This window comes from Thermococcus marinus, assembly GCF_055389025.1.
Genome location: NZ_AP042417.1, coordinates 648,524 through 672,427 on the forward strand (window position 1 = coordinate 648,524; position 23,904 = coordinate 672,427).

General features: G+C 57.5%; 21 protein-coding genes, 1 tRNA gene and 2 rRNA genes. 15 read left to right on the forward strand and 9 right to left on the reverse strand.

What is annotated here, in order from left to right; translation table 11 throughout:
- Nucleotides 1–290: 290 nt before the first annotated feature.
- Nucleotides 291–1,700: an ATP-binding protein gene (locus tag ACZ5ER_RS03425; RefSeq protein ID WP_464935077.1), complete on the forward strand. Its 1,410-nt coding sequence runs from the start codon at nt 291–293 to the stop codon at nt 1,698–1,700.
- Here ACZ5ER_RS03425 and radB read toward each other — a convergent pair.
- Both radB and ACZ5ER_RS03435 read right to left on the reverse strand, forming a co-directional pair.
- Nucleotides 1,666–2,331: a DNA repair and recombination protein RadB gene (gene radB, locus ACZ5ER_RS03430; protein ID WP_050002016.1), complete on the reverse strand. Its 666-nt coding sequence runs from the start codon at nt 2,329–2,331 to the stop codon at nt 1,666–1,668. The genes ACZ5ER_RS03425 and radB overlap by 35 nt on opposite strands.
- Before the next feature lie 9 nt (nt 2,332–2,340).
- Nucleotides 2,341–2,976, reverse strand: coding sequence for an MBL fold metallo-hydrolase (locus ACZ5ER_RS03435; protein WP_050002015.1), 636 nt, complete (start codon nt 2,974–2,976; stop codon nt 2,341–2,343).
- Nucleotides 2,977–3,064: 88 nt separating this feature from the next.
- Between ACZ5ER_RS03435 and ACZ5ER_RS03440 the strand changes: the two genes are divergently transcribed.
- The 8 genes from ACZ5ER_RS03440 (at nt 3,065) to ACZ5ER_RS03475 (ending at nt 11,332) form a co-directional block, all read left to right on the forward strand.
- A complete protein-coding gene (locus ACZ5ER_RS03440; RefSeq protein WP_464934814.1) occupies nt 3,065–3,433 on the forward strand; it encodes an ASCH domain-containing protein in 369 nt (122 codons plus the stop codon).
- Nucleotides 3,426–4,133 (forward strand): DUF1614 domain-containing protein, encoded by a 708-nt coding sequence (locus tag ACZ5ER_RS03445; RefSeq protein ID WP_464934815.1) that lies wholly within the window; start codon nt 3,426–3,428, stop codon nt 4,131–4,133. The genes ACZ5ER_RS03440 and ACZ5ER_RS03445 overlap by 8 nt, the downstream gene beginning before the upstream one ends.
- Before the next feature lie 55 nt (nt 4,134–4,188).
- Nucleotides 4,189–5,028, forward strand: coding sequence for a ribose-phosphate diphosphokinase (locus ACZ5ER_RS03450; RefSeq protein WP_050002012.1), 840 nt, complete (start codon nt 4,189–4,191; stop codon nt 5,026–5,028).
- 382 nt (nt 5,029–5,410) lie between these two features.
- Nucleotides 5,411–6,898: ribosomal RNA gene (locus ACZ5ER_RS03455) — 16S ribosomal RNA — on the forward strand.
- Nucleotides 6,899–6,950: 52 nt separating this feature from the next.
- Nucleotides 6,951–7,027, forward strand: a tRNA-Ala gene (locus tag ACZ5ER_RS03460).
- Between the two features lie 107 nt (nt 7,028–7,134).
- A 23S ribosomal RNA gene (locus ACZ5ER_RS03465) occupies nt 7,135–10,164 on the forward strand.
- The 16S and 23S rRNA genes sit together here with 1 tRNA gene alongside, the layout of an rRNA operon.
- A 120-nt stretch (nt 10,165–10,284) precedes the next feature.
- A complete protein-coding gene (locus tag ACZ5ER_RS03470) occupies nt 10,285–10,761 on the forward strand; it encodes a magnesium-dependent phosphatase-1 (protein ID WP_464935078.1) in 477 nt (158 codons plus the stop codon).
- A gap of 4 nt (nt 10,762–10,765) precedes the next feature.
- Nucleotides 10,766–11,332: a DUF366 family protein gene (locus ACZ5ER_RS03475; RefSeq protein ID WP_464934816.1), complete on the forward strand. Its 567-nt coding sequence runs from the start codon at nt 10,766–10,768 to the stop codon at nt 11,330–11,332.
- Here the strand turns inward: ACZ5ER_RS03475 and ACZ5ER_RS03480 are convergent.
- Nucleotides 11,326–11,934 carry a hypothetical protein gene (locus tag ACZ5ER_RS03480; RefSeq protein WP_464935080.1) on the reverse strand — a complete coding sequence of 203 codons (609 nt, stop codon included), beginning with the start codon at nt 11,932–11,934 and terminating at the stop codon, nt 11,326–11,328. The two genes, ACZ5ER_RS03475 and ACZ5ER_RS03480, sit on opposite strands and share 7 nt — an antisense overlap.
- Nucleotides 11,935–11,987: 53 nt before the next feature.
- Nucleotides 11,988–12,857 (reverse strand): PhoI, encoded by an 870-nt coding sequence (locus ACZ5ER_RS03485; RefSeq protein ID WP_464934817.1) that lies wholly within the window; start codon nt 12,855–12,857, stop codon nt 11,988–11,990.
- Nucleotides 12,858–12,983: 126 nt separating this feature from the next.
- Here ACZ5ER_RS03485 and lysS point away from each other — a divergent pair, with 126 nt between their 5' ends.
- Nucleotides 12,984–14,564 carry a lysine--tRNA ligase gene (lysS, locus tag ACZ5ER_RS03490; protein WP_464935081.1) on the forward strand — a complete coding sequence of 527 codons (1,581 nt, stop codon included), beginning with the start codon at nt 12,984–12,986 and terminating at the stop codon, nt 14,562–14,564.
- Nucleotides 14,565–14,576: 12 nt separating this feature from the next.
- Here lysS and ACZ5ER_RS03495 read toward each other — a convergent pair whose 3' ends face one another.
- A complete protein-coding gene (locus ACZ5ER_RS03495) occupies nt 14,577–15,263 on the reverse strand; it encodes a class I SAM-dependent methyltransferase (protein ID WP_464934818.1) in 687 nt (228 codons plus the stop codon).
- A 185-nt stretch (nt 15,264–15,448) separates the two neighbouring features.
- Here ACZ5ER_RS03495 and ACZ5ER_RS03500 point away from each other — a divergent pair, with 185 nt between their 5' ends.
- Nucleotides 15,449–16,033: an indolepyruvate oxidoreductase subunit beta gene (locus tag ACZ5ER_RS03500; RefSeq protein WP_464935082.1), complete on the forward strand. Its 585-nt coding sequence runs from the start codon at nt 15,449–15,451 to the stop codon at nt 16,031–16,033.
- 31 nt (nt 16,034–16,064) lie between these two features.
- On the opposite strand, the gene ACZ5ER_RS03505 is transcribed toward ACZ5ER_RS03500, so the two are convergent.
- Nucleotides 16,065–17,231, reverse strand: coding sequence for an MFS transporter (locus ACZ5ER_RS03505; RefSeq protein WP_464934819.1), 1,167 nt, complete (start codon nt 17,229–17,231; stop codon nt 16,065–16,067).
- Between the two features lie 84 nt (nt 17,232–17,315).
- On the opposite strand from ACZ5ER_RS03505, the gene ACZ5ER_RS03510 reads away from it, so the two are divergent.
- From ACZ5ER_RS03510 to ACZ5ER_RS03525, 4 genes are read left to right on the forward strand one after another with little or no spacing between them, the layout of a single operon-like run.
- On the forward strand, nt 17,316–18,227 hold the full coding sequence (locus ACZ5ER_RS03510; RefSeq protein WP_464934820.1) for a PhoU domain-containing protein: 912 nt from the start codon (nt 17,316–17,318) through the stop codon (nt 18,225–18,227).
- Nucleotides 18,228–18,286: 59 nt separating this feature from the next.
- The gene (locus ACZ5ER_RS03515; RefSeq protein ID WP_464935083.1) at nt 18,287–19,207 is read left to right on the forward strand and encodes an isoaspartyl peptidase/L-asparaginase family protein; all 921 of its coding nucleotides are present in this window, start codon (nt 18,287–18,289) and stop codon (nt 19,205–19,207) included.
- Nucleotides 19,207–20,376 carry an MFS transporter gene (locus ACZ5ER_RS03520; protein WP_464934822.1) on the forward strand — a complete coding sequence of 390 codons (1,170 nt, stop codon included), beginning with the start codon at nt 19,207–19,209 and terminating at the stop codon, nt 20,374–20,376. Before ACZ5ER_RS03515 ends, ACZ5ER_RS03520 begins: the two co-directional genes overlap by 1 nt.
- Complete coding sequence (locus tag ACZ5ER_RS03525) at nt 20,366–21,304, forward strand: radical SAM protein (protein WP_464934823.1); 939 nt, start codon at nt 20,366–20,368, stop codon at nt 21,302–21,304. Before ACZ5ER_RS03520 ends, ACZ5ER_RS03525 begins: the two co-directional genes overlap by 11 nt.
- Here ACZ5ER_RS03525 and ACZ5ER_RS03530 read toward each other — a convergent pair.
- The 3 genes from ACZ5ER_RS03530 to ACZ5ER_RS03540 are packed head-to-tail and all read right to left on the reverse strand — an operon-like array spanning nt 21,273 to nt 23,893.
- The gene (locus tag ACZ5ER_RS03530) at nt 21,273–21,746 is read right to left on the reverse strand and encodes a tetratricopeptide repeat protein (protein WP_050001999.1); all 474 of its coding nucleotides are present in this window, start codon (nt 21,744–21,746) and stop codon (nt 21,273–21,275) included. The genes ACZ5ER_RS03525 and ACZ5ER_RS03530 overlap by 32 nt on opposite strands.
- Nucleotides 21,739–22,668, reverse strand: a complete 930-nt coding sequence (locus tag ACZ5ER_RS03535; RefSeq protein WP_464934824.1) for an RIO1 family regulatory kinase/ATPase domain-containing protein — start codon at nt 22,666–22,668, stop codon at nt 21,739–21,741. The genes ACZ5ER_RS03530 and ACZ5ER_RS03535 overlap by 8 nt, the downstream gene beginning before the upstream one ends.
- 34 nt (nt 22,669–22,702) lie before the next feature.
- Nucleotides 22,703–23,893, reverse strand: coding sequence for a proteasome-activating nucleotidase (locus ACZ5ER_RS03540; protein ID WP_050001997.1), 1,191 nt, complete (start codon nt 23,891–23,893; stop codon nt 22,703–22,705).
- Nucleotides 23,894–23,904: the final 11 nt, after the last annotated feature.

A 23,904-nucleotide genomic window follows, 5' to 3' on the forward strand; every position in this document is an offset into this window, starting at 1 on the left:
TTTTCTTTACTCTCATTTCCTCTGCTATCTCACTACCCTGGCCGAGGCTTATGGTCTTTTCAATGTCCTCGGGGGTAGATTCCTGCCGCCGGGAAGAACCGGTAACTTGAGCCTTTTTCTCTGGTGTGTTCTTTCGGTTTCTGGGGAGTTCATATGTGGGTGTTTGAAGATAGCTCTCAAAAACGTTTGGTAACTTCGTGGCTTAGGGGCGTGCCGAGCTTGTTAGTCTTGGCTTTGATTCCCCACAACCCTTAAATATTACTCATTCAGTAATATACTCGGTGGGTAATATGTTTTACGACAGGGAACGCGAGCTTGAGAAGCTCAACGAGGTTTACTCCTTTCCTGGCTCAAGCTTTCTCGTAATTTACGGCAGGAGGCGGGTTGGAAAGACAGCCCTGGCCAGGGAGTTCCTGAGTGATAAACTTGGCCTCTACTTCTTCGTTGGCGAGAAGGACGAAGCGTTGCTCCTCGAGGAGTACTCGCGCGAGATTGAGGAGAAGCTTTCCCGCTACCTTCCCCCTTACGTGAAACCAAAGTTCGGCTCCCTGGAGGAGCTGGTTGAGTTCCTGCTCGACTACTCGCGGGAGAGAAAGCTTGTTGTGGTCTTCGACGAGTTCCAGAACTTCAGGACGGTTAAACCTTCTTTCTTCTCCTCCCTCCAGAGGCTCTGGGACGAGAAAAAGGAGACCTCAAACCTCATGCTTATAGTCATAGGCTCGTACGTCGGCATGATTAAGCGCATCTTCATGGACAGAAAAGAGCCCCTCTTCGGCAGGGTGGACGAGTGGGTTAAGCTGAAGCCCTTTGACTTCTGGACTTCATTTAACTTCGTGCGCTCTCTTGTTGATGTTCCACCGAAGGATTTCGTTGAGCTGTACTCGGCTTTGGGCGGAATGCCAAGGTACCTCCTCTACGTCCCGCGCTACTACCGTGGAGACTCTCTCAAAACCCTAAAGGCGCTGTTCTTCGACGAGTTCGCCCCTCTGAGGGAAGAAGGTTTAAACGTCCTCAAGCTGGAGTTCGGCAGGTTCTACCGCGCTCACTTCTCAATCCTCGAAGCGGTCAGCCTTGGCTACGTTACGCCCAAGGAGATAAGCGACAAAACTGGTATGAAGCTCCTCACCGTCGGCAAGTACCTCAGCGAGCTGACGAACCACTTCGAGTACCTGATGAGAGAAGTTCCCGTCACCGAGAACCCTCTGAAGACGAGGAAAGTAATCTATCGCATAAGCGACGAGTTCTTCAACTTCTGGTTCCGCTTCGTTTACCACAACTACACCGCCCTTGAGGAGAATCCCGAGAAGGTCTTTGAGCGCTTTAGGGCCGAGTTTCCTGCCTTCGTTGGCAAAACCTACGAGAGAATAGCCCTGGACTTCGTGAGAGGGCTCGACCTTGGCTTTAGGCCCGAGCGCGTTGGCAGGTGGTGGCAGGGGGGAGAAGAGATAGACGTGGTCGCCTACGACCGGAAAAACGTTGTTCTCTTCGAGGTGAAGTGGAGGGACCTGAGCCTGAGAGACGCGAGGAAGGTTTTGAGGTTCCTTGAAAGAAAAGCCGAACTCCTCCCGCTCAAAGGGGATTACCGGTTCGGCATTATAGCGAGGGAGCTTGAGGATAAGGAGGAGCTGAGAAAAGAGGGCGTCCTGGCCTTCGACCTCAGCGATATCATTCACCAACGTCTTCAATGCCCTTTTCTGTAATCCTGAAGTAGACCATTATGCCCTCGGGGCGGAAGCGGTGCCTTTCGAGGATAGCTAGTCTTAGGCCCGGCTTCGGGAGCTTGTCGAGTCTCAAAATGTCCTTACAGCGGTAGCCGAGGGTTTGTTCCGCAACTGGCCTCGTTCTCTCTAGTCGGCTGTCGTAGTGCACCTGGTTGATTACGAGGACGGGTATGTTTTGCTTCCTTGCAATCCAGAGGAGAACTTGGAGTTGCCTGCTCAGGTCGGTCAGGAGGCCCATCCTGTTCTCCTCGGCCCTATAGTGGGCGGTTATGGAATCCACCACGACGAGCGAGAAGGACTCGTCAACGACCTTCTTCAGCGAGCCTATAACCCTTCTCTGCTCCGTGAAGTCCGCAGGTGTAAAGAGTATGAAGCGCGACAGTGTTTCCTCGGGGTCGAGGTTTCTCGCTTCTGCCATCTGCTTCAGCCGTTCGGGAGAAAAGCCTCCCTCTGTGTCCACGTAGGCGACCTTCTTACCGCTTAGAATTCCTGTTTGAACGGCTAAGGTCGTCTTCCCGGTAGCATAGGGGCCGTAAATCTGGGTGAGAACGCCGGGGGCGAAGCCTCCCCCCAGCAGTTCGTCGAGCTTCCGTGAGCCCGTGGATAGCATGCCTTTCCCTCAGAAGGACATCTCCTCGTAGAGCTTCGGCTCCCTGAAGAGCACCCAAATGCGCCTCTTCCTGAGCTCCTCGGCCAGCTTCGACGGGTCGGCGTCGTTGTAAACGCCGTAGTGCATCGGGATTACCACCCTCGGTCTCACGTCCTCGACTATCTGCGTCGCCTCCCTCGCATTGGCCGTTGAGCGACCGCTTATCGGGACGAGCAGGATGTCCACCTTACCGCGAAGCCTCTGGAACACTGGGCCTGCGTAGGTGTCTCCGGGGTGGAGGAGCCTCTTGTCGCCCTCTATCAGGTAGCCGAGCGGGTACTGGCTCGACGGGTGCTCGACGTAGATGGCCGTAACCTTCACTCCGTTTTCGAGCTCTATCGTCTGTCCCGCCTCGATTTCCCTGACCTTCGTAACACCGTCTGCCACCGCCATCAGGTAGACCTGCTTGGGGCCTATTACCGTGGCGTCGCGGAGCCTTGACAGGAGCTCGACCTTTCCATAGTGGTCCGTGTGCTCGTGGGTTATCAGGATGTAGTCAACCTCGCCAATTCGGTCGTCGTCAACTTCCGGGTATGGGTCTATCAGTATCTTCACTCCGTTCGTCTCAACCCAAAAGCAGGCGTGACCGTACCATATGACCTTCATCGGTTCGACCTCCTCAAGTGCCTTCGGTAAAGCGGACTTAAAGTTTTCCCAGCGTTGGCTTTATAACCTCTAAACCTTACTGAAAGCGATGACGATAGAGAAGAAAAAAGGCCTCATAGTGAGAGAACCCTATGCGAGCCTTATAGTTGAAGGCAAGAAAGTGTGGGAGATTAGGAAGACAAGGACGAGAGTTAGGGGCGAGATTCTGATAATCTCCAACGGAAAGGCCATTGGAAAGGCCGAACTTGTTGACGTCCTCGGCCCGTTCACGCCGGAGGAGCTAGCGGAGCACGAGGACAAGCACCGCGCGAGCGTTTCTTTTCTCCGTGAGTACTCCAACGGGAAGCCACTCTACGCGTGGGTGCTCAAAAACGCCGAGAAGTTTGAGAAGCCCAAGGAAGTGGAGATGGCCAAAGGAGTTCAGATTTGGGCCAACGTGGTGGTTAAGGATGAATAGAGCGAGGCGCTTCCTGTTTCCACCCCTTACCTGGCCGTTTCTGATTCTCATAGCGGTTGTCTTCGTCCTCACGTTCTTTTTCTTCTCGGGTGCTGTTCTCATAGCGTTCCACAGGCTTGGCCTCCCTCCCGATGTTGCTATCACGCTCTTCACGTTTGCACTCGTCGGGAGCTTCATAAACATCCCCGTGGCCGAGGAGGTGACGTACGAGCCGGTAATCAGGGTTCGTGAAGTGGGGTTTTTCGGCATCCTTTATCCGGTTCCGTACTTTGACTGGAAGGAGCGGAAAGTCGTAATAGCGGTAAACGTTGGCGGTGCCCTTGTTCCGCTGAGCATCGCCCTCTACGAGCTCTTCCGCCTCGTCCACGCAGGGGAGTACGGCCTCCTCATGAACACCCTTCTTGCCGTCCTCATTGCGGCCCTCCTCAGCAACGCCGTTGCGAGGCCGGTTAGGGGTCTTGGGATAGCAATGCCGACGCTGTTTCCACCCCTCATTGCCGTCCTTCTCGGCTGGTTGCTTGGTGATGGAAACCCGACCCTCGTTGCCTACGTCAGCGGGACGCTGGGTGTCCTCATAGGGGCAGACCTGATGAACTGGGACAAAATCAAGAAGCTGGGGGCACCGATGGTGAGCATAGGTGGTGCGGGGACCTTCGACGGAATATTTCTCGCCGGAATCATTGCCGTTCTTCTGGTATGACGGTGGGTTTATAAGTCGCCAATTCGACAGGAGACTGTCAAAGGGGGTGGTTCTCATGTTCGTCATAGGGAGCGGTGGAAAGCACCTTGAGCCGGAGCTGAGGGAACTCGGCGGAGAAATCATTGACGTCGAGATAAAGAAGTTCCCGGATGAGGAGAAGTACGTCCGGGTTCTCGGTTCAGGTAGTGAAGCAACGGTCGTCAGCTCTACCTTCGCACCGCAGGACGAGAAAATCGTTGAGCTACTCCTCATTGGGGACGCACTCAGGGAGAAGGGCTTCACGAAACTCCGCGCTGTAGTTCCCTACTTCGCCTACAGCAGGCAGGACAGGGTCACGAAGGATGGTGAGCCGGTGAGCGTGAGGGCGATAATGAAGGCGCTCGGCATCTACTACGATGAACTCTACATCTTCGACCTCCACAACCCCGAGACCCTCAAGTACTTCCCTGGCAAGGGAGTCAACGTTTCGCCGGCGAGGGTCATAGCGGGCTACTTCCGCGAGAAGCTTGGTGAGGGGATAGTCCTTGCCCCTGATAAAGGCGCCCGCGAGAGGGCTAGGGCAGTTGCTGAAGAGCTCGGCCTTGAGTATAGCCACTTTGAGAAGAGGAGAATCTCACCTACCGAGGTCGAGATGAGGCCCGTGGACATAGACGTCAAGGGCAAGAACGTGCTTATAGTTGATGACATCATAAGCACCGGGGGTACTATGATAAGGGCGGCCAACCTGCTCAGGGAGATGGGTGCGGGTAAGGTCTTTGTTGCGGCCACCCATGGGGTCTTTGCCGAGGGTGCCATCGAGAGGGTTGGCGGTGCTGTTGATGAGCTCGCCGTCACGAACACAATACCCACCCCCGTCTCGAAGATAAGCGTTGTCCCGGAAATACTTCGCTTCTGACTGCAAAAATTTTTAACATTTTCATGCCTATTTTTGTGCATTTTGGTTCTCTCTTTTGACAGGTTCTTTTCTAAAAATCTCCCCGCTCACGGGTTTTGCAAAAATTTTTCACTGCGGGGGTTCAGCCCTATTGGGTGGAGCCCCCGAACAGGGGGCGACGAAGACCCGGACGCCAAGACGGCGGCGTCGGGGGGAACGGGTGCAAAGCACCCAACGATGAACCCCGCCCTCCAGTCCGGGTCACACGAGGTGCGCTCCCGAGGAAACGCCGAAAGGCGGACCCCTCGGGGGTAAGGCAGGCCCGACACCCCGACCAAACCCCCGGACGGGAATCGGTACTCCCCCATTTGAGGGGAGTTCCACCGGCCGTACTCCTTGCTCAATTCCGGTTGATCCTGCCGGAGGCCACTGCTATGGGGGTCCGACTAAGCCATGCGAGTCATGGGGCGCGCTCTGCGCGCACCGGCGGACGGCTCAGTAACACGTCGGTAACCTACCCTCGGGAGGGGGATAACCCCGGGAAACTGGGGCTAATCCCCCATAGGCCTGGGGTACTGGAAGGTCCCCAGGCCGAAAGGGGCTCTGCCCGCCCGAGGATGGGCCGGCGGCCGATTAGGTAGTTGGTGGGGTAACGGCCCACCAAGCCGAAGATCGGTACGGGCCATGAGAGTGGGAGCCCGGAGATGGACACTGAGACACGGGTCCAGGCCCTACGGGGCGCAGCAGGCGCGAAACCTCCGCAATGCGGGAAACCGCGACGGGGGGACCCCCAGTGCCGTGCCTCAGGCACGGCTTTTCCGGAGTGTAAAAAGCTCCGGGAATAAGGGCTGGGCAAGGCCGGTGGCAGCCGCCGCGGTAATACCGGCGGCCCAAGTGGTGGCCGCTATTATTGGGCCTAAAGCGTCCGTAGCCGGGCCCGTAAGTCCCTGGCGAAATCCCACGGCTCAACCGTGGGGCTTGCTGGGGATACTGCGGGCCTTGGGACCGGGAGAGGCCGGGGGTACCCCTGGGGTAGGGGTGAAATCCTATAATCCCAGGGGGACCGCCAGTGGCGAAGGCGCCCGGCTGGAACGGGTCCGACGGTGAGGGACGAAGGCCAGGGGAGCGAACCGGATTAGATACCCGGGTAGTCCTGGCTGTAAAGGATGCGGGCTAGGTGTCGGGCGAGCTTCGAGCTCGCCCGGTGCCGGAGGGAAGCCGTTAAGCCCGCCGCCTGGGGAGTACGGCCGCAAGGCTGAAACTTAAAGGAATTGGCGGGGGAGCACTACAAGGGGTGGAGCGTGCGGTTTAATTGGATTCAACGCCGGGAACCTCACCGGGGGCGACGGCAGGATGAAGGCCAGGCTGAAGGTCTTGCCGGACGCGCCGAGAGGAGGTGCATGGCCGCCGTCAGCTCGTACCGTGAGGCGTCCACTTAAGTGTGGTAACGAGCGAGACCCGCGCCCCCAGTTGCCAGTCCTCCCCGCTGGGGAGGAGGCACTCTGGGGGGACCGCCGGCGATAAGCCGGAGGAAGGAGCGGGCGACGGTAGGTCAGTATGCCCCGAAACCCCCGGGCTACACGCGCGCTACAATGGGCGGGACAATGGGATCCGACCCCGAAAGGGGAAGGGAATCCCCTAAACCCGCCCTCAGTTCGGATCGCGGGCTGCAACTCGCCCGCGTGAAGCTGGAATCCCTAGTACCCGCGTGTCATCATCGCGCGGCGAATACGTCCCTGCTCCTTGCACACACCGCCCGTCACTCCACCCGAGCGGGGTCTGGGTGAGGCCTGGTCTCCCTTCGGGGAGGCCGGGTCGAGCCTGGGCTCCGTGAGGGGGGAGAAGTCGTAACAAGGTAGCCGTAGGGGAACCTACGGCTCGATCACCTCCTATCGCCGGGAACCCGTCCGGGGGGGTTTAAGGGGTGTCGGGCCTGCCAAAGTGGGCCGGTAGCTCAGCCTGGGAGAGCGCCGGCTTTGCAAGCCGGAGGCCCCGGGTTCAAATCCCGGCCGGTCCACCACGAAGAGGTGCACATCCCGAGCTTGGCTCGGGGTGGAAGGGCCTGAGACCCCGAACAGGGGTCACGATGAGGGCCGTGCATAGGCGAGCTGGTCCAGAAAACGCCCCGCCCGGTGGCAACTAAGCCGCCTGGTGGATGGCTCGGCTCGGGGCGCCGACGAAGGGCGTGGCAAGCTGCGATAAGCCCCGGCGAGGCGCAGGCAGCCGTCGAACCGGGGATGCCCGAATGGGACCTCCCGCGGCTTTGCCGCACTCCCAGTCGGGAGGGGGAACGCGGGGAATTGAAACATCTTAGTACCCGCAGGAAAAGAAAGCAAAAGCGATGCCGTGAGTAGGGGCGACCGAAAGCGGCACAGGGCAAACTGAACCCCGAGCCGAAAGGTTCGGGGGATGTGGTGTTGTAGGGCCCCCGAAGGAGCCCTGGGGGCGAAGCCGAAGTCCGCTGGAACGCGGCGCCGTAGAGGGTGAAAGCCCCGTAGGCGTAAGCCCCCGAGCTCCTGGGGTGTCCCTGAGTACCGTCGGTCGGATATCCGGCGGGAAGCTGGGAGGCATCGGCTCCCAACCCTAAATACGTCCCGAGACCGATAGCGAACTAGTACCGTGAGGGAAAGCTGAAAAGCACCCCTGGCGGGGGGTGAAAAGAGCCTGAAACCAGGCGGCGATAGGAGGGTGCGGCCCGAAAGGGTTGACCCTCCCCGAAGGAAACACGGGCGACCGTGGAGTACGAGGGGAGGTGACCGGGGTTGCACCGTCCGTCTTGGATCACGGGGCAGGGAGTTCACCCGAGCGGCGAGGTTAAGGGGGTCAGCCCCGAAGCCGCAGGGAAACCGACAGGTCCGCAGCCCGTAAGGGCGAGGGACGGGGTGTGAAAGCGCCCGGAGTCGCTCGGGTGAGACCCGAAGCCGGTCGATCTAGCCCGGGGCAGGGTGAAGTCCCTCAACCGAGGGATGGAGGCCCGATAGGGGTGCTGACGTGCAATTCGCTCCCGTGACCCCGGGCTAGGGGTGAAAGGCCAATCGAGGCCGGCGATAGCTGGTTCCCGCCGAATTATCCCCCAGGATAGCCCGGCCGGAGGTAGGCGGTGGGGTAGAGCACTGATTGGGAGTTTAGGGGGCGAAAGCCTCCGGCTCCCTGTCAAACTCCGAACCCACCGCCGCCGTAGATGGCCGGAGTAGGGGGGCGGTGTAAGCCGTCACCCGAGAGGGGAACAACCCAGACCGGGGTTAAGGCCCCAAAGTGCCGGCTAAGTGTTACTCCAAAGGGTGTCCCTGGCCTTAGACAGCGGGGAGGTAGGCTTAGAAGCAGCCATCCTTTAAAGAGTGCGTAACAGCTCACCCGTCGAGGTCAGGGGCCCCGAAAATGGACGGGGCTTAAGCCGGCCGCCGAGACCCCGGCGCACGGACCGATTGGTCCGTGATCGGGTAGGCGGGCGTGCCGATGGGGCGGAAGCCGGGCCGTAAGGTCCGGTGGACCCGTCGGTATTGTGGATCCTGCCGGGAGTAGCAGCATAGCCGGGTGAGAATCCCGGCCGCCGTAGGGGCCAGGGTTCCACGGCAATGTTCGTCAGCCGTGGGTTAGTCGGTCCTAACCCGACCCGTAACTCGGCGTCGGGGAAAGGGAAACGGGTTTATATTCCCGTACCGCGGTGGTAGGCGCGGCAACGCAAGCCCGAGGGGTGACGCCTCGGGGTAGGCGGACCGGCCCACAAGGCCGGCTAAGCGTATAAGTCCGGGGAGTGCCGTAATGGCGAGAACCGGATGAAAGCGCGAATGGCCTCCCGTAAGGGGGGTTCCGCCGATCCCTGGGGCCCGTGAAAAGCCCCTCGGGAACGATCCACCGCGACCGTACCGAGAACCGACACTGGTGCCCCTGGGTGAGAAGCCTAAGGCGTGTCGGGGGAAACCCAGCCGAGGGAACTCGGCAAATTGGCCCCGTAACTTCGGGAGAAGGGGTGCCTGCGGGTGCGTAACCCGCAGGTCGCAGTGACTAGGGGGGCCCGACTGTTTAGTAAAAACACAGGTCCCAGCTAGCCCGAAAGGGTTTGTACTGGGGCCGACGCCTGCCCAGTGCCGGTATGTGAAGCCCGGGTACAACCGGGTGAAGCACCGGTAAACGGCGGGGGTAACTATAACCCTCTTAAGGTAGCGAAATTCCTTGTCGGTTAAATGCCGACCTGCATGAATGGCGTAACGAGGTCCCCACTGTCCCCGGCTGGGGCCCGGCGAAACCTCTGCCAGGCGCATATGCCTGGGACCCCCGGTGGGAAGCGAAGACCCCATGGAGCTTTACTGCAGCCTGCCGTTGCCGTACGGCGGGGGGTGCGCAGCGTAGGCGGGAGGCGTCGAAGCCCGCCCTCCGGGGCGGGTGGAGCCGTCCATGAGACACCGCCCACCCTCTGCCGTACGGCTAACCCCCGGAAGGGGGGGACAGCGGTAGGTGGGCAGTTTGGCTGGGGCGGCACACCCTCGAAAAGGTATCGAGGGTGCCCTAAGGTCGGCTCAGGCGGGTCAGGAATCCGCCGTAGAGTGCAAGGGCAAAAGCCGGCCTGACTGGACCCGTAACAGAGGCGGGTCCAGCCGCGAAAGCGTGGCCTAGCGAACCCCTGTGCCTCCCCGGTGGGGGCCAGGGATGACAGAAAAGCTACCCTGGGGATAACAGAGTCGTCTCGGGCGAGAGCCCATATCGACCCCGAGGCTTGCTACCTCGCTGTCGGCTCTTCCCATCCTGGCCCTGCAGCAGGGGCCAAGGGTGGGGGTGTTCACCCATTAAAGGGGAACGTGAGCTGGGTTTAGACCGTCGTGAGACAGGTCGGATGCTATCTACCGGGGGTGCTGGCCGCCTGAGGGGAAGGCTCCCCCAGTACGAGAGGAACAGGGAGCCGCGGCCTCTGGTCTACCGGTTGTCCTACAGGGCATAGCCGGGCAGCTACGCCGCGTCCGATAAGGCCTGAAAGCATCTAAGGCCGAAGCGGTCCCCGAAAATAGGCGGCCGTTCCTGGGCGTTTGGGCCTGGGCGACCGGTCCGTTGCCCAGGACGAGGGCTCGGGAAGAAGACCCGTTTGATGGGGCGGGGGTGTAAGCGGGAAGGGAAACCGACCCGTTCAGCCTGCCGCTCCCAACAGCCCGAGTGCCCCGGGCGGGGCGTCTGAGAGACCAGCTCGCCTATGCACGGCCCTCATCATGACTTAACTCAACTCTTCTGCAAGTTTCAACCCGCAAAAATTAAAATTCTCCGCGATACATTTTCCTGGTGATTTCCATGAGACTGTTCGTTCTCGATTTGGACGGCACCCTCTGGGATCATGAGGACGCTTCTGCTTTAGTTCTGCCTTACGAGTTCAGCGGTGATTGTTTAACAGACTCCCTTGGCCAAGAGCTCTGCCTCTTCCCTGGCGTCCGCGGGTTCCTCGAATGGGCGAGCGAAAGGTTTGTTCTAAGCATTGCGAGCTGGAACATCGAGGAGAGGGTAGGGCCGATTCTAGAGGGCTTTGGTCTATGGGACTACTTTGTCTTCCCGAAAATTGAGGGCCATCCTGACAAGGGTGACATGATTCGGAGAACCATTGAAGAGCTTCGTTCAATCGGCTATGATATCGACGACATCATCTACATTGACGACAGGGCCATTCACATCGATGGTGTCAAAATGGCCGTTTCTGGCGTTGACTTCATCCACATGTGGGTCGATGCAAAAAGCTTTGAAGAGCTAATGGAACTCCTCGAAAGAATGGGGTGATAACATGGAGCTGCTGATAGTTAAGGACAGGCGTATTGACTACGACGGTTCGGCCATTGGTAGCCACTGGGCATACAGGAACTTCGGCCTGCTCGGCAACTCGCTCGTGGTTTTCCGCGGGAAGTGCGACGTCAAAGTGGAAGAGATGATCGACATCGAAGACCTTAGGCAGAACAAGGAGATAAAGAGCGACGACATGGTTCACTACATCATAGAGGTCTTTGACCTCGTAAACACCCTCTTCGCTTCGACGCTCCAGAAGCTCTTCATAGCGAGGCTCTGTGAGGTTCTTGGTGAGTGCGGCATCAAGACAATGCGCAAAGGCGACGACATCTACGTTAACGGCAGGAAGCTCAGCATCTCGATAGCAACCGTCTCGCCGGTCAGCGTGAAGATTCACATCGGAATAAACGTCGAGGCAAAGGGAATTCCGGAGGGCGTGGAAGCAACAGGTCTCAGGGAAATTGGCATCACCGACGTTGAAGAATTCATGGAGAGAACGGGAAGGGCCCTGGTTGAGGAGTTCAAAAAGGTGAAAAAGGACAGCCTGAAGGTCAGGTGGGCTCAGTAGAGAGGGAACAGCAGACTACCAACGAGGGGCACCGCCAGATTGTCATCGACCCATGGCTGGTACTCTGCGAGCATCAACACCACTGCCCATATCACTTTTCTTATTGCTTCTCCCTCAAGGAAAATGAACGCTATCACGAGGGCCGTCGCCAGATACGCCAGGCTCCCGGTCCAGTGCTTCTTGAGCTTCACCTTGAGCCCGTTTCTCCTGAAGTAGAAGTGTCTCACGACTCCCGTAACGCCGTCGCTGATTGCCATCACAAGGAGCAGGGCGGTTGCGTAGTCCCTCGGCAGGAAAAACGTGATGGCCGCAGCAGAGAATGCGAAGAAGACCTCCCCGTAGTTGTGGTTGAGCTGGTACCAGCTGAGCTCTTTATGCTTTAGGTGTGCCGCCAGCTGGACGATTCCAAAGAGGGCAGCCGCTGGGCTGAAGATTTCCTTTGGAATCATGCCGTAGTAGAACAGCAGGGCCGCGGGCACGATGCTGAAGTGTATAAGCTTTCTGTTTATCCACGCCCATTCTGGCCCGAGTTTGCTGGTTAGAAATATCGTGATTATGATACACGAAGCCGCTATTGCAACTCCCAGTGCAGTTTCAATCATATCAGTTTTCACCAAAAGAAAAATGAGGTTGAAACTAAAATATCTTCCGCTCCTCACCCAAACGTCCCGCGCACCTTCTCAAGGGCGTTTACGAAGTCCGTTGCGTGGACTAAGATGTACCAGTCGTCAGTCCTCGTGAGCTCGCCTCTGGACTTTCCGACGAGCTCTCCGTAGAGGCCCTGGATTCTGACTCTTGGCGCGGTCGTAGAGAGCTTAAGGGTAACCTCAACGGGTTTTCCGTTCTCCCAGACGATTCCTACCCTGAGGCCGGCCTTGGTTTCCTTCCTCTTCCTCAGACCGAGCTTTAGGTAGCGGAGCCTCTCCTCTGGGACGCCGTTCTCCTCCGCCTTTTCCCTCAGGTACTCCTCCGCGATGGTTAGACCGTGTAAGCCAAAGGCGTAGCCGAAGACTGGGATGCCGAGGTCTTTCCTCGTCCTGCCCTTGTATGCGTAGACTTCTATCCTTCCTCCTGAGCCCTTTGAGGCGGTGTAAATACCGCTGCCTTCCCCTTTAAACTCACTCAGCCAATCGGCAAGCTCCCCGTACGCTGAAAACGGCAGTGAAAAGCTCGCCCACGTTCCCCAAATCCTTGGTGGGACTGATAGGAACCCGAGCTCCTCGAGGTGGTACTCGAAGGGTTTCGGCCTTATCACGAGAAAGCCCTTCTCGGTAACCTCGAACTCGATGAGAGTTTTCTCTTCTGGAATCACCGCGAATTTGTCCTTTATCTCAAAATCCGTTGCCTTCAGCAGCCTTCCGCGCCTCAGCTTTCTGCCCTCCCTCGAGCTTGAGACCACAGGAACGGGAGTTTTCTTTCCTGTTTCCTTGTCGTACGGCACCTTAAAGCCGGCCTTGAGTAATTCCTCCTGAATCTCCAGCGACGCCGGAAAGAAAACGTTCATTCTCCTCAATTCGAACTCCATAGCGTTCACCTTTTACATTGTTCAGTAGTTTTTACTCTTCGTGCTTATAAGTGTTTCTCTTAGGGAGTTGTTTGACTGGAGGCTAACCTTAAAAGCCCTTTCGAGGAGCTAAGCGCGGTGGTGAAGATGGTTCACTGGGCGGACTACATGGCGGAAAAGATTATCCGGGAACGCGGTGACAAGGAGGAGTACGTGGTCGAGAGCGGGATAACCCCGAGCGGTTACGTTCACATTGGGAACTTCCGCGAGTTCTTCACGGCCTACATCGTGGGCCACGCCCTCCGGGACAGGGGAAAGAAGGTCAGGCACATCCACATGTGGGACGACTACGACCGCTTTAGAAAGGTTCCAAAGAACGTCCCGGCTGAGTGGAAGGAGCACCTAACCAAGCCCGTCCGCGAGGTTCCCGACCCGTGGGGGTGTCACAACAGCTACGCCGAGCACTTCATGGAGAAGTTCGAGGAAGAGGTAAAGAAACTTGGCATTGAGGTTGATTTCCTCTACGCGAGCGAGCTCTACAAGTCCGGTGAGTACGCGGAGGAGATAAGGACTGCCCTGGCCAAGCGCGATGAAATCAAAGCCGTCCTCGACAAGTACCGCGAGAGGGCCAAGCAGCCGCCCCTCGAAGATGACTGGCAGCCGGTCATGGTCTACTGCCCGAAGTGTAGGCGAGAGGCGAAGTTCGTCTCGTGGGACGGCGGGTGGAAGGTTAAGTACCGCTGTGAGCACTGTGGCGAGGAGGGGGAGACCGACATAAGGGAGGGCAACGTTAAGCTCCGCTGGCGCGTTGACTGGCCGATGCGCTGGGCCCACTTCAAGGTGGACTTCGAGCCGGCTGGAAAGGACCACCTCGCCGCTGGAAGCTCCTACGACACCGGAAAGGAGATTTCCGAGAAGGTCTTCGGCTGGCCCGCCCCGATGACCCTCATGTACGAGTTTGTCGGAATCAAGGGACAGAAGGGCAAGATGAGTGGCTCAAAGGGTAACGTTATACTCCTCAGCGACCTTTACGAGGTTCTCGAGCCGGGAATAATCCGCTTCATCTACGCCAAGGCGAGGCCCAACAAGGAGCTCAAGATAGACCTCGGTCTCGGCCTTCTCAACCTCTACGACGAGTTCGACAAGGTCGAGAGGATTTACTTCGGCCTTGAGCACGCAAAGAACCCCGAGGAGGAAGAGGAACTCAAGAGGACCTACGAGCTGTCGATGCCGAAGGTTCCGGAGAGGCTTATCGCTCAGGCGCCCTTCCGCTTCCTCGTCACCCTCGTCCAGATGCCTCACCTCGACGAGGAGGGAATAATCAGGGTTCTCAAGGAGCAGGGCCACGTTCCCGAGAACCTGAGCGAAGAGGACATTGAGAGAATAAGGCTCCGCATCAGGCTCGCCAGGAACTGGGTCGAGAAGTACGCCCCCGAGAACGTCAAGTTCAGCCTGCTTGAGGAAGCGCCAGGGCTCGACCTAAAGCCCGAAATCAGGGAGGCGATGAGGGAGTTAGCGGACTGGATCGAGGCACACGAGAAGTTCACAGTTGATGAGCTCAACAACGCTATCTTCGACGTCGCCAAGAAGCGCGGGATTCCAAGCAAAGAGTGGTTTAAGGTCCTCTACAACGTCTTCATAGGCAAGGACCGCGGGCCGAGGCTTGCCCCGTTCTTGGCCTCGCTCGATAGGGAGTTCGTCCTCAAGCGCCTCCGCATGGAGGCCTGATTTGTTTTTGTTTCATTTCTTTGGCTCGTAAACCTGAAGGTATGTGTGCTCGTTTATCTGCTCCTCTCCAATCTTTCTGAAGTAGAGCTTTGTCAGGAGCTCCACCGCAGTCTTTCCCCAGACGTTGAAGCGAACCCTGAAGGACTTCTCCTCGCTCTGAAACTCTATCAGGACGGTCTTCTCCTCTCTATCCGGCAGGACTTTGCTTATCCAGTACTCTGCCCCGACCACCTGTCCGTTCATGAGGACTGGGAGCAGGGCTCTGAGGTCTGTGAACTGGAGGATTAGCTTTCCGCCGGGCTTCAGGACCCTTGCTATCTCGCGGAAGGCCTTTCCAAGGTCAAGAGGCTCAAAGTGCACGAGGTTGTCTATGAAGAGGACGTAGTCGAATGAGTCGTCCTCAAAGGGAAGCTCCTTGGCGTCGGCTTTGATAAACTCTACCTTTGAGCCCTTCTCTTTGGCAAAACCCCTCGCGAGGGAGAGCATGTAGTCGCTGTTGTCGGCTCCGATAACTGTAAAGCCTAAGTCTTCGAGAAGGAAGGAAAAGCCCCCTGCACCGCATCCGAGGTCGAGGACTCTTCCCTTTTTCGTCATGAACTTCATGAGGAGGGGCTCAAGGTTTTCGATTCTTCTCCTGTACTCTTCTGAATGGACATCGCTGTATGTCTTGAAAGCCGAGTAGTACTCCTCGAACGTCATATTTTTGGGTTCTCGCAATCCCTTAAATATGTATCCTAGGCCCCGGCTGGAGGTGTCTTGGAAATTGAATGGAATTCTCGAACTAAGGATGGAAGGCTCATAATTTTCAGAAAACCCCTTGTTTCAGCGAATTTTTTTGAGCTTAGCTTTTTATTGTCTCGCTCCAACCCATGTAGGTGGTGTTTATGGAGTTTAACCTTATAATTACCGGGGTCGGCGGCCAGGGTGGTCTGACCCTTTCGAGGATAGTCGGGAACGCGGCGATGGTAGAGGGCTACAACGTTCGCATCGGCGAGACCCTTGGAATGAGCCAGCGCTACGGAAGCGTCCTCAGTTACCTCCGCTTTGGCGAGGAGGTTTATTCTCCTCTCATCGAGGAGGGGGAAGCGGACCTAATGCTCGCCCTTGAGCCCGCAGAGGCTCTGAGGAACGCGCGGTTTTTGGGAAAGGAGAGCGTGGCAATCGTCAATGCTTATCCGATTCACACCGCGACGACCCTTGTCGGAAAGGAGCGCTACCCTGAGCTTGAAGAGATAAACGAGGCCCTTGGAAGAATCTGCCCCGTCCACATGTTGGACTTCCAGCGCGAGGCTGACGGGATAAACCCCAGGACCCTTGGCGTCCTGATGCTCGGCTATGCCTATGGCAAGGGCCTCATTCCGCTCAAGCGCGAGAGCCTCCTCGAGGGGATAAAGCTCACCCTGCGCGAGAAGCTCTGGGAAGTGAACTTCAGGGCCTTCGATAGGGGAGTCGAGCTCGCAGAGGAGTGAACTTTTCCCTCTCTTCTTCCTTTGGGACACTTCACTCGTTGTGTTTTATGAAGAGGACATAGAACATGACCGTTGCTACGGCGTACAGGATGGCTGTGGCGTAGAACGGGTAAGCGAGGGAGACTGCAAAGAGCGTCCCGCCGATGGAGTTTCCTATTCCGCGCATGAACGTCGAGAATGCCTGCCTTATCCCGTTGGCCGTTGCCTTTTCCTCGGCCCTGAAAAAGCCCATCATGAACGAGTCGTTTATCGGCCAGATTATGTTCATGAGTATTGCCCTGAGCACATAAACCGCTCCCGCCAGTGCGAACGTCTCTAGGGACGGAAACACGACGAAGAGGAGCGTTGCAAGCCCCTGGAATGACGTTATGACCCTGACGGGCCCGTACCTCCTGACGAGCTCGGGCAGTCCAAACGAGCCGAGGCCCATCGCCAGCTGCTGGAAGAAGAAGACCCAGCTTATCGCCTGGAGGGTTTCCCCGAAGCGCTTCTTGAAGTAGATGCTCATGAAGGGTATGGTTATCCCCGCACCGAGGCCTATGAGGGCGCTGGGCAGTGAAAACTTGAGGATTTTTATTACCAGGTCTCTTTCCCACCTTATCTTTCTCTCCCTGACCTCGACGTCATGGACGAGGAGCAGGGCAGGGATAACAAAGACGAACTGGAGGACTGAGAGGGAGAACGTTATTCTGTAGGCCGTTTCCTCTGCGAAGGATAGTCCCATTAGATATTCCGGTAGAAAGCCCGCTAGGAGTACTCCAAGCGAGTTGAAGAGCGTTCCAAGGCCGAAGCTCTTGGAGAACGCCTCGTGCCTCATCTCGCCTGGAACGAGCTCGCTCAGGTAGGCGTTGTAGTTCGGCTGCCTTAGCCCCATGTTCACCCCCACGAGGACGAACCCGAGGAACAGGATAAACGTGTTCGGCGCGAGAACCTGCAGGAGCCTCCCGATGAGCCCGGCGAACGCGCTCAGGATGAGAGTCTTCTTGTATCCGAGCCTTAGGGAGACATATCCTGCCAGAAGGAAAAAGAGCCCTCCTACAGTTGTCTGGGTCGAGAAGAACGCTCCCATTTCTTTCTCGTTGTAGCCAAGGGCGGTCAGGTAAAACGGCATTATGAAGAACGAGAACCAGAGGAACGTCTGTCCAAGCGCGTTTGCCCCGATGAGTATCTTCGCGTCCCTGCCGTACTTGGAGAGCATAGTGAAACGTCCCTCATAGCGCTTATAAGTTTATCGAAGTGAAGCCTTTAACGGGCTACCTCTATATAGCGTGGGTGGCTTGATATGGAGTTCCGCAAGATACAGTTTACCGGACGAAGCTCATACATAATTTCCCTTCCAAAGAAATGGGTGAAGGAGCACAACCTAAAGCAGGGTGATACCGTACCGCTGACTATAAACCCGGACGGCAGTATAACAATCTTCCCTAGCGAGCCTAAAGATGTGAGCGAGAAAAAAGTCCTGGCGCTCTCCGAGGAGTTCTCGCCCGATATGGCGATAAGGCTCGTTATCTCCGCCTACATCCAGGGCTACGATGTCCTTGAGATAAGGCTCCCTGGGGAGATGCCGATCTACAAGGTCAAAATAAGAAAGGTGCTTCAGAGCCTTCCCGGTGTCGAGATAATCCTCGACGAGCCGATGAGGATTGTTGCAAAGAGCCTTCTCGACGAGGACGAGGTCAACCTGGCTGAGCTCCTGTGGAGAATCAGGTCCATTATCCTCTCGATGCTCGGCGACCTTGAGCTCCTCATCGGCACCGGGGACGGCGAGATAAGGCGTGACATGAACGACCTCGAAAACGAGCTTGACAGGTTCTACTTTCTGATAGTCCGCACCGTGAACAGGCTGCTGAGCAAGCACACGGTTGTGGAGGAGAGTGGAATCGCCAGGAGGACGTTTGACCTCATGGGGATTCTATTCATCGCCAGGAACATCGAGAGGATAGGCGACCACATAATCAGAATCGCGGAGAACCCCGATGATATTGACGTCCAGTACCTCCGGGAGAAGTTCGAGGCCATGGTTGCGCAGATAGAGAAGCGCGACCTCAAGGCGATAGACAAGCTCATGCTAGAGCTCCGCGCCATGATTAAAGCGACCGACTACAGGCAGTCCATTGCCAAGGAGAGCTTCAGGAGGATACTTGAGTACCTTGAGAACATCGGGGAGACTATAATCAACATGGCGATCAGCTGATTTCTTTTCGTTTCCACAACCCTTTTAACCCTTCGAGGGAACTTTCCCCGGTGGTTCTCATGGTCGCGATAATAGTCCACGGCGGTGCCGGCACAATAAGGAAAGAGGAGCGCATTCCAAAGGTCATTGAGGGCGTTAGGGAGGCTGTTCTGGCGGGCTGGCGCGAGCTCAAGAGGGGTTCCGCACTGGACGCCGTCGAGGAGGCCGTCAAGGCCCTTGAAGACAACCCGCTCTTCAACGCCGGCACCGGTTCCGTCCTGACCCTCGACGGAAAGGTCGAGATGGACGCGGCGATAATGCGCGGGAAGACGCTGGAAGCGGGGGCAGTTGCTGGCATCTGGGGCGTCAAGAACCCGATAAGCGTCGCGAGGAAGGTCATGGAGAAGACCGACCACGTGCTCCTCATAGGTGAGGGGGCCGTCAAGTTTGCCAGGCTCATGGGCTTCGAGGAGTACGACCCGGTTACAGATGAGAGGCTCAAGCAGTGGGAGGAGCTCAGGAAAAAGCTCATCGAGAAGGGGGAAACGAGGCACTGGAAGAAGCTCAACGAGCTGATCAAAGAATACCCAGAAGTCCTCAGGAGCACGGTCGGGGCAGTTGCCTTTGACGGCGAGGAGGTCGTTGCGGGGACTTCAACCGGCGGTGTCTTCCTCAAGATGTTTGGCAGGGTCGGCGACACCCCCATAGTCGGCGGTGGAACATACGCCAACGAGGTTGCAGGTGCTTCCTGTACAGGCCTCGGCGAGGTGGCGATAAAGCTCGCCCTGGCAAAGAGTGCCACCGATTTCGTCAGGCTCGGTATGGACGCCCAGGCGGCAAGCGACGCGGCAATAAGCCTTGCCACTCGGTACTTCGGTCCCGACACGATGGGCATCATTATGGTAGATGCAAAGGGCAACGTCGGCTTTGCCAAGAATACCAAGCACATGAGCTACGCCTTCATGAAGGAGGGCATGAAAGGGCCGGAGGCTGGTGTTTAGTGGCCTCACTGAGGGACGTCTGGCTCCTTAACTTCTCAACGTTCTTTTTCTTCCTCGGGATAAGCGTCGTCACGCCAGTGGTCTCTCCGTTTCTCGTCAGCCTTAACGCCGAGCCCTTCCTGGTCGGACTCGTGGCGGGGGTCACATCTTTCCTCTCCCTCATCTCCAAGCCCCTAGGCGGTGCCGTTGGGGATAAAGGCTACCGCTTCCACGCCCTCGTCGGCGGTAATCTGTTGGGCCTCCTTGCGGGGGTTCTTTACGTCGTGTCTGCCCTGACTTCCAACGTCTACCTCTTCGCATTTGCCAGGGCAATTCACGGATTCTCAATGGGGCTGTTCTTCCCCTCCAGCCTTTCAACCGCAGTAGACCTGGCCCCCGCCGGCAGGGTGGGAGAGACCCTCGGCTGGCGCGGCATGATGTTTTCCCTGGGCAACATAGTCGGGCCTGCGATAGGCGGCTACGCCTCAGATTTAATCGGGTTTGGAGGGGCTTTTGCGCTGACGGCAGTGTTCTCGACAGTCGGGGCATTGCTGGCTTTCATGGCCTGGCGTGAAGTCGGGGATGTTGCAGGACACAGGGAGCACGAGAAGGCCAGCTACCGCGAGCTGTTGAGGGTAACCTTCGTTTCCGCCTCGCTGACGCTCTTCCTCTTCTCGATGAGCTATGCGGGGGTTACCACTTACCTCCCCGCCCTCTACAAGTCCCTATCCCTACCCCAGAGCCTCTTCGGTTATTATATGATGGTCATCGGGACATTTTCCTTTATGACGCGCCTTATCGGGGGCAGGAGCGCCGACAGAAGAGGGCCTCTCCCGGTGACGACCCTTGGCCTCGCCCTTCTCCTCATGGGCTACATCTTGCTGAACGTATACACCCTTCCGCCCTACGCTTACGTCAGCGCCGCCCTCATCGGAGCGGGCTTTGGTCTGGCGGTTCCGGCGATGCAGCTGATGGCCCTCGGAAACCTGCCACAGAGAATAAGGACGATGGGCTCTGGGATATACACCATGTTCTTCGACCTCGGGACTTTAGCAGGCCAGGTGGCCCTCGGCTACGTCGCCCAGGTGAGGGACTACTGGGGCGTCTTTCCGGTTCTTCCTTTAATCCTTGGGGTTGGGTTTATAACCCTCTACGCGCCCGTTATCTGGGGGAAGTTGAATGCTCGTTAGGGTCTCCTACGGCACCGCAATCGCGATGGGGCTTATCAGGGCGAAGCTGATGGCCCGGCCAACGACTGCCTACCTAATGACGTACTGGCCTGGCAAATGCGCCAACGACTGCGCCTTCTGTGCCCAGGCCCGTTCAAGCAGTGCGGACTTCAACAGGCTCTCCCGCGTCACCTGGCCTGCGTTCGAGCTTGAAGAAGTTCTCGATGCGTTTCCCAACGGCCGCTTCGGGAGGATATGTCTCCAGACGATAGACTACCCCGGAATGCTTGATGATGTTTTCACCCTGCTTGAGGCGTTTAAGCCCCTCAACCTGCCAATCTCGGTCTCGATAACTCCCGTTGATAGGGCAACTCTTGATGAGTTCAATGGCCTTGGCGTTGACTACATTGGCGTTGGCCTGGACGTGGCAAGCAAGAGGCTGTTCAGTGAGATTAAACCCGACTTCGAGTGGGGGGAGATGTGGGACTTCGCTAAGAGAATCGTTGACGTCTTCGGGGCCGGAAGGGCGCTGGTTCACGTCATAGTGGGGCTTGGGGAGACCGACAGGGAGCTGGTCGAGACGTTTGAAAGGGCATACTCAATAGGGGCTGACGTTTCGCTCTTCGCCTTCACTCCCCTGAAGGGAACGAGGCTTGAGAACTCTTCTCCACCAAGCCTTGAGCGCTACCGGAAAGTCCAGCTGGCCAGGTGGCTCATTGAGAACGGCCTCGGGGACAGAATCATCATGGAGGGAGACTCCATAGCGGGCTTTGACCTGGACGGTATAGACGTTCCGCCGTCAGTGTTTTCCACCCACGGCTGTCCGGCCTGCAACAGGCCGTACTACAATGAAAGGCCAAAGAAGGAGCCCTACAACTTCCCGTTTCCACCGAAAAAAGAGTACGTTGAGGAGTTCCTCACCCGGTTAGGCTCTCGAAGGCCTCGTTGAGTTCGGGGAGCGTGAACTTCTCCCCGACCTCTTCTCCCCTCGCGAGCCTTATGAGGGCCATTGTAAAGCGGTACAGCTCCTCGTCGCCTTCGACGAGCTTGAGCGCTTGTTCCATGTTCTCCGCGAGTTCGGAGAGCTTGCCCTCTTTTTTGATTATCGTCAGGACGTCGCCGAGTCTCTTCAGGCCGAGCCTGTAGTGTTCTTCACTTGGAGCGCGCACAACTGCGCGGAGGGCGCACTTGACAGCTCCCCTGTAGTTGTCCTCCTGGAGGAATATATCAACGAGACGGAAGCATGCCTCAAAATACAGCTCCGGTTCAGCTTCAATGGTCTCATGGAGTATTTCATCGAGCTTCCTCTTGGCGGTTTCAAAGTCGTTCCGGTTCTCGGCCTCAAGGGCCTCGCGGAAGAGCGCGGCAATCCTCTCGCGTCCCTCACTCATGCCTCTCACCCCTGCTCTCGTGCCAGGCTTTCTCAAACTCCGGCCAGACATCCTCAAACCTCTTCTCAACGCGCCACCTTCTCCTGAAGGCGTTAAGAATGACCTGGAGGTCCCTCTTCAGCAGCCCGTAGCTCTCGGGGTTGGCTGTGGTTATGTGCTGGGCCCAGTCTATTATCAGAATGTCGTCGCCCGTCAGGACGACGTTGAACTCGCTCAGGTCGGAGTGGACTATTCCAAAGCGCACTATCTTGAGGTACTCCTCAAGTATTCTATCCAAAATGTTCTTTGCTTCCTCCTTCATCAGGTCATCGTCCCTCAGCTCCGCGAGCTCCGTCCCCTCGATGAACTCCATAACGAGAACGTGCCTGTTCCAGGCTATGGGCTTTGGAACCCTCGCAATCGGGCTGAGCAAAACAAGGGCGTCGTACTCCTTCTTTGCAATGAGCCTTGAGACGTAGAGCCAGCTCGTGTGGTGCTTGTCCGCGAAGACGTGGGAGTGGTAGCCCGCCCTCCTGGACGCGGTTCTGCCCCCTATCCTGTTGAACTTCACCGCGACCTGCTCACCGCCCGGCGTTATCCCGACGTAAACGTCCGCGTCCTTTCCGACACCTATCTGGGTGGCGCTGATGGCCTCGACAACGCCCTTCTTGGCGAGGGCCCTTATCGCCAGGGCGTCGTAGCCGTGTATCGTGAGCTGGTAGCCGATGTAGCCTATGTCGCTCCTCCGCCTGACCAGCGAGAGGTCGTCGAGCTTGCCGAGCCTGAACGATGCGGTCTCTACATCTACCCTCGCGAAGCGCGCTATGTCCTCTAAGGGCACCCACTTGTGGTGCCTCATGTTGAGCTCTACTCCCCTGAGGATTCTGAAGTCCAGGTCGCGGAGCTGTGGATATGCCTCGAGTGCCAGTAGCCTGCTGACCATTCACTCTCTCCTCCGATGAATGAGAAAAGAAAGGTCAGCCGTACATAACCTCGTGCATCGCAATCGTCTGGGCAAGCCTCTTCTCCGAGCCGAGGACTTTCTCGATGGCCTTCAGGAAGTCGTCCTGTGTAACGTATTCGCGCCTGTCCCTTATGGCGAACATTCCGGCCTCGGTCGCTATGGCCTTCAGGTCGGCTCCGCTTGCTCCCTCCGTCATCTCAGCTATGACCCTGAGGTCAACGTTCCTGAGGTTCATCTTCCTGGTGTGGACCTTGAGTATCTCAAGCCTGCCGCGGAAGTCCGGGAGCGGGACTTCTATGAGCCTGTCGAACCTGCCCGGCCTCAAGAGTGCTGGGTCGAGGATGTCGGGCCTGTTGGTGGCCGCTATGACCTTGACGTTGCCCCTTGGATCGAAGCCGTCCATCTCGGCGAGGAGCTGCATAAGGGTTCTGTTCACTTCTCTCTCACCGCCGGTGGTCTCGTCCATCCTCTTTGCTCCTATTGCATCAATCTCGTCAATGAAGATTATGGTCGGCGCCTTCTCCTTGGCCAGCTCGAAGAGCTCGTGGACGAGCCTCGCGCCTTCTCCTATGAACTTCCTGACGAGCTCGCTGCCGACGACGCGGATGAAGGTGGCGTTGACCTCCCTTGCGATGGCCTTCGCCATGAGGGTCTTTCCACAGCCGGGCGGGCCGTAGAGGAGCACTCCCTTCGGAGGCTCGATTCCGACTTTCTCGAAGAGCTCCGGGTGCTTGAGCGGCAGCTCTATCGCCTCTCTGAGCTCCTGGAGCTGTTTGTCGAGGCCACCTATGTCGTTGTAGCTGACTCTGGGTCTCTCTATGACCTCAAAGCCGAGCACGCTGGGGTCCTTTTCGCTTGGCAGGAGCTCAACTATTGCCATCGTCCTCTGGTCTAGAGCCACCCTGGAGCCGGGCTTCAGCTTGTCCCTCTCTATCCACGGCGCTATCCTGACGACGAAACGCGGCCCGTTGTAGTTCTGGACTATAGCCCTCTCGTCGTCGAGGACTTCGATAACGTTGCCGGCGAATGCGGGTGGCTGCCTAAGCCGTGACATCTCCATCCTGAGCCTTGAGAGCTCCCTCTCAAGCCTCTCCTTGTCGGCCTCGAGCGTTCTTACCTGCAATTCAAGCTGCCTGATCCTCCTCTTGAGGAACGTTATGTAATCATCGTAATTTTCGTGAATGTTTGCGTCTTCAACACTCATACTCTCTCACC

Excerpts from the sequence above, each read along its gene's own strand:
- ACZ5ER_RS03425 (WP_464935077.1), top strand. The coding sequence starts at position 291 with ATGTTTTACGACAGGGAACGCGAGCTTGAGAAGCTCAACGAGGTTTAC.
- radB (WP_050002016.1), bottom strand. The coding sequence starts at position 2,331 with ATGCTATCCACGGGCTCACGGAAGCTCGACGAACTGCTGGGGGGAGGC.
- ACZ5ER_RS03435 (WP_050002015.1), bottom strand. The coding sequence starts at position 2,976 with ATGAAGGTCATATGGTACGGTCACGCCTGCTTTTGGGTTGAGACGAAC.
- ACZ5ER_RS03440 (WP_464934814.1), top strand. The coding sequence starts at position 3,065 with ATGACGATAGAGAAGAAAAAAGGCCTCATAGTGAGAGAACCCTATGCG.
- ACZ5ER_RS03445 (WP_464934815.1), top strand. The coding sequence starts at position 3,426 with ATGAATAGAGCGAGGCGCTTCCTGTTTCCACCCCTTACCTGGCCGTTT.
- ACZ5ER_RS03450 (WP_050002012.1), top strand. The coding sequence starts at position 4,189 with ATGTTCGTCATAGGGAGCGGTGGAAAGCACCTTGAGCCGGAGCTGAGG.
- ACZ5ER_RS03470 (WP_464935078.1), top strand. The coding sequence starts at position 10,285 with ATGAGACTGTTCGTTCTCGATTTGGACGGCACCCTCTGGGATCATGAG.
- ACZ5ER_RS03475 (WP_464934816.1), top strand. The coding sequence starts at position 10,766 with ATGGAGCTGCTGATAGTTAAGGACAGGCGTATTGACTACGACGGTTCG.
- ACZ5ER_RS03480 (WP_464935080.1), bottom strand. The coding sequence starts at position 11,934 with ATGATTGAAACTGCACTGGGAGTTGCAATAGCGGCTTCGTGTATCATA.
- ACZ5ER_RS03485 (WP_464934817.1), bottom strand. The coding sequence starts at position 12,857 with ATGGAGTTCGAATTGAGGAGAATGAACGTTTTCTTTCCGGCGTCGCTG.
- lysS (WP_464935081.1), top strand. The coding sequence starts at position 12,984 with ATGGTTCACTGGGCGGACTACATGGCGGAAAAGATTATCCGGGAACGC.
- ACZ5ER_RS03495 (WP_464934818.1), bottom strand. The coding sequence starts at position 15,263 with ATGACGTTCGAGGAGTACTACTCGGCTTTCAAGACATACAGCGATGTC.
- ACZ5ER_RS03500 (WP_464935082.1), top strand. The coding sequence starts at position 15,449 with ATGGAGTTTAACCTTATAATTACCGGGGTCGGCGGCCAGGGTGGTCTG.
- ACZ5ER_RS03505 (WP_464934819.1), bottom strand. The coding sequence starts at position 17,231 with ATGCTCTCCAAGTACGGCAGGGACGCGAAGATACTCATCGGGGCAAAC.
- ACZ5ER_RS03510 (WP_464934820.1), top strand. The coding sequence starts at position 17,316 with ATGGAGTTCCGCAAGATACAGTTTACCGGACGAAGCTCATACATAATT.
- ACZ5ER_RS03515 (WP_464935083.1), top strand. The coding sequence starts at position 18,287 with ATGGTCGCGATAATAGTCCACGGCGGTGCCGGCACAATAAGGAAAGAG.
- ACZ5ER_RS03525 (WP_464934823.1), top strand. The coding sequence starts at position 20,366 with ATGCTCGTTAGGGTCTCCTACGGCACCGCAATCGCGATGGGGCTTATC.
- ACZ5ER_RS03530 (WP_050001999.1), bottom strand. The coding sequence starts at position 21,746 with ATGAGTGAGGGACGCGAGAGGATTGCCGCGCTCTTCCGCGAGGCCCTT.
- ACZ5ER_RS03535 (WP_464934824.1), bottom strand. The coding sequence starts at position 22,668 with ATGGTCAGCAGGCTACTGGCACTCGAGGCATATCCACAGCTCCGCGAC.
- ACZ5ER_RS03540 (WP_050001997.1), bottom strand. The coding sequence starts at position 23,893 with ATGAGTGTTGAAGACGCAAACATTCACGAAAATTACGATGATTACATA.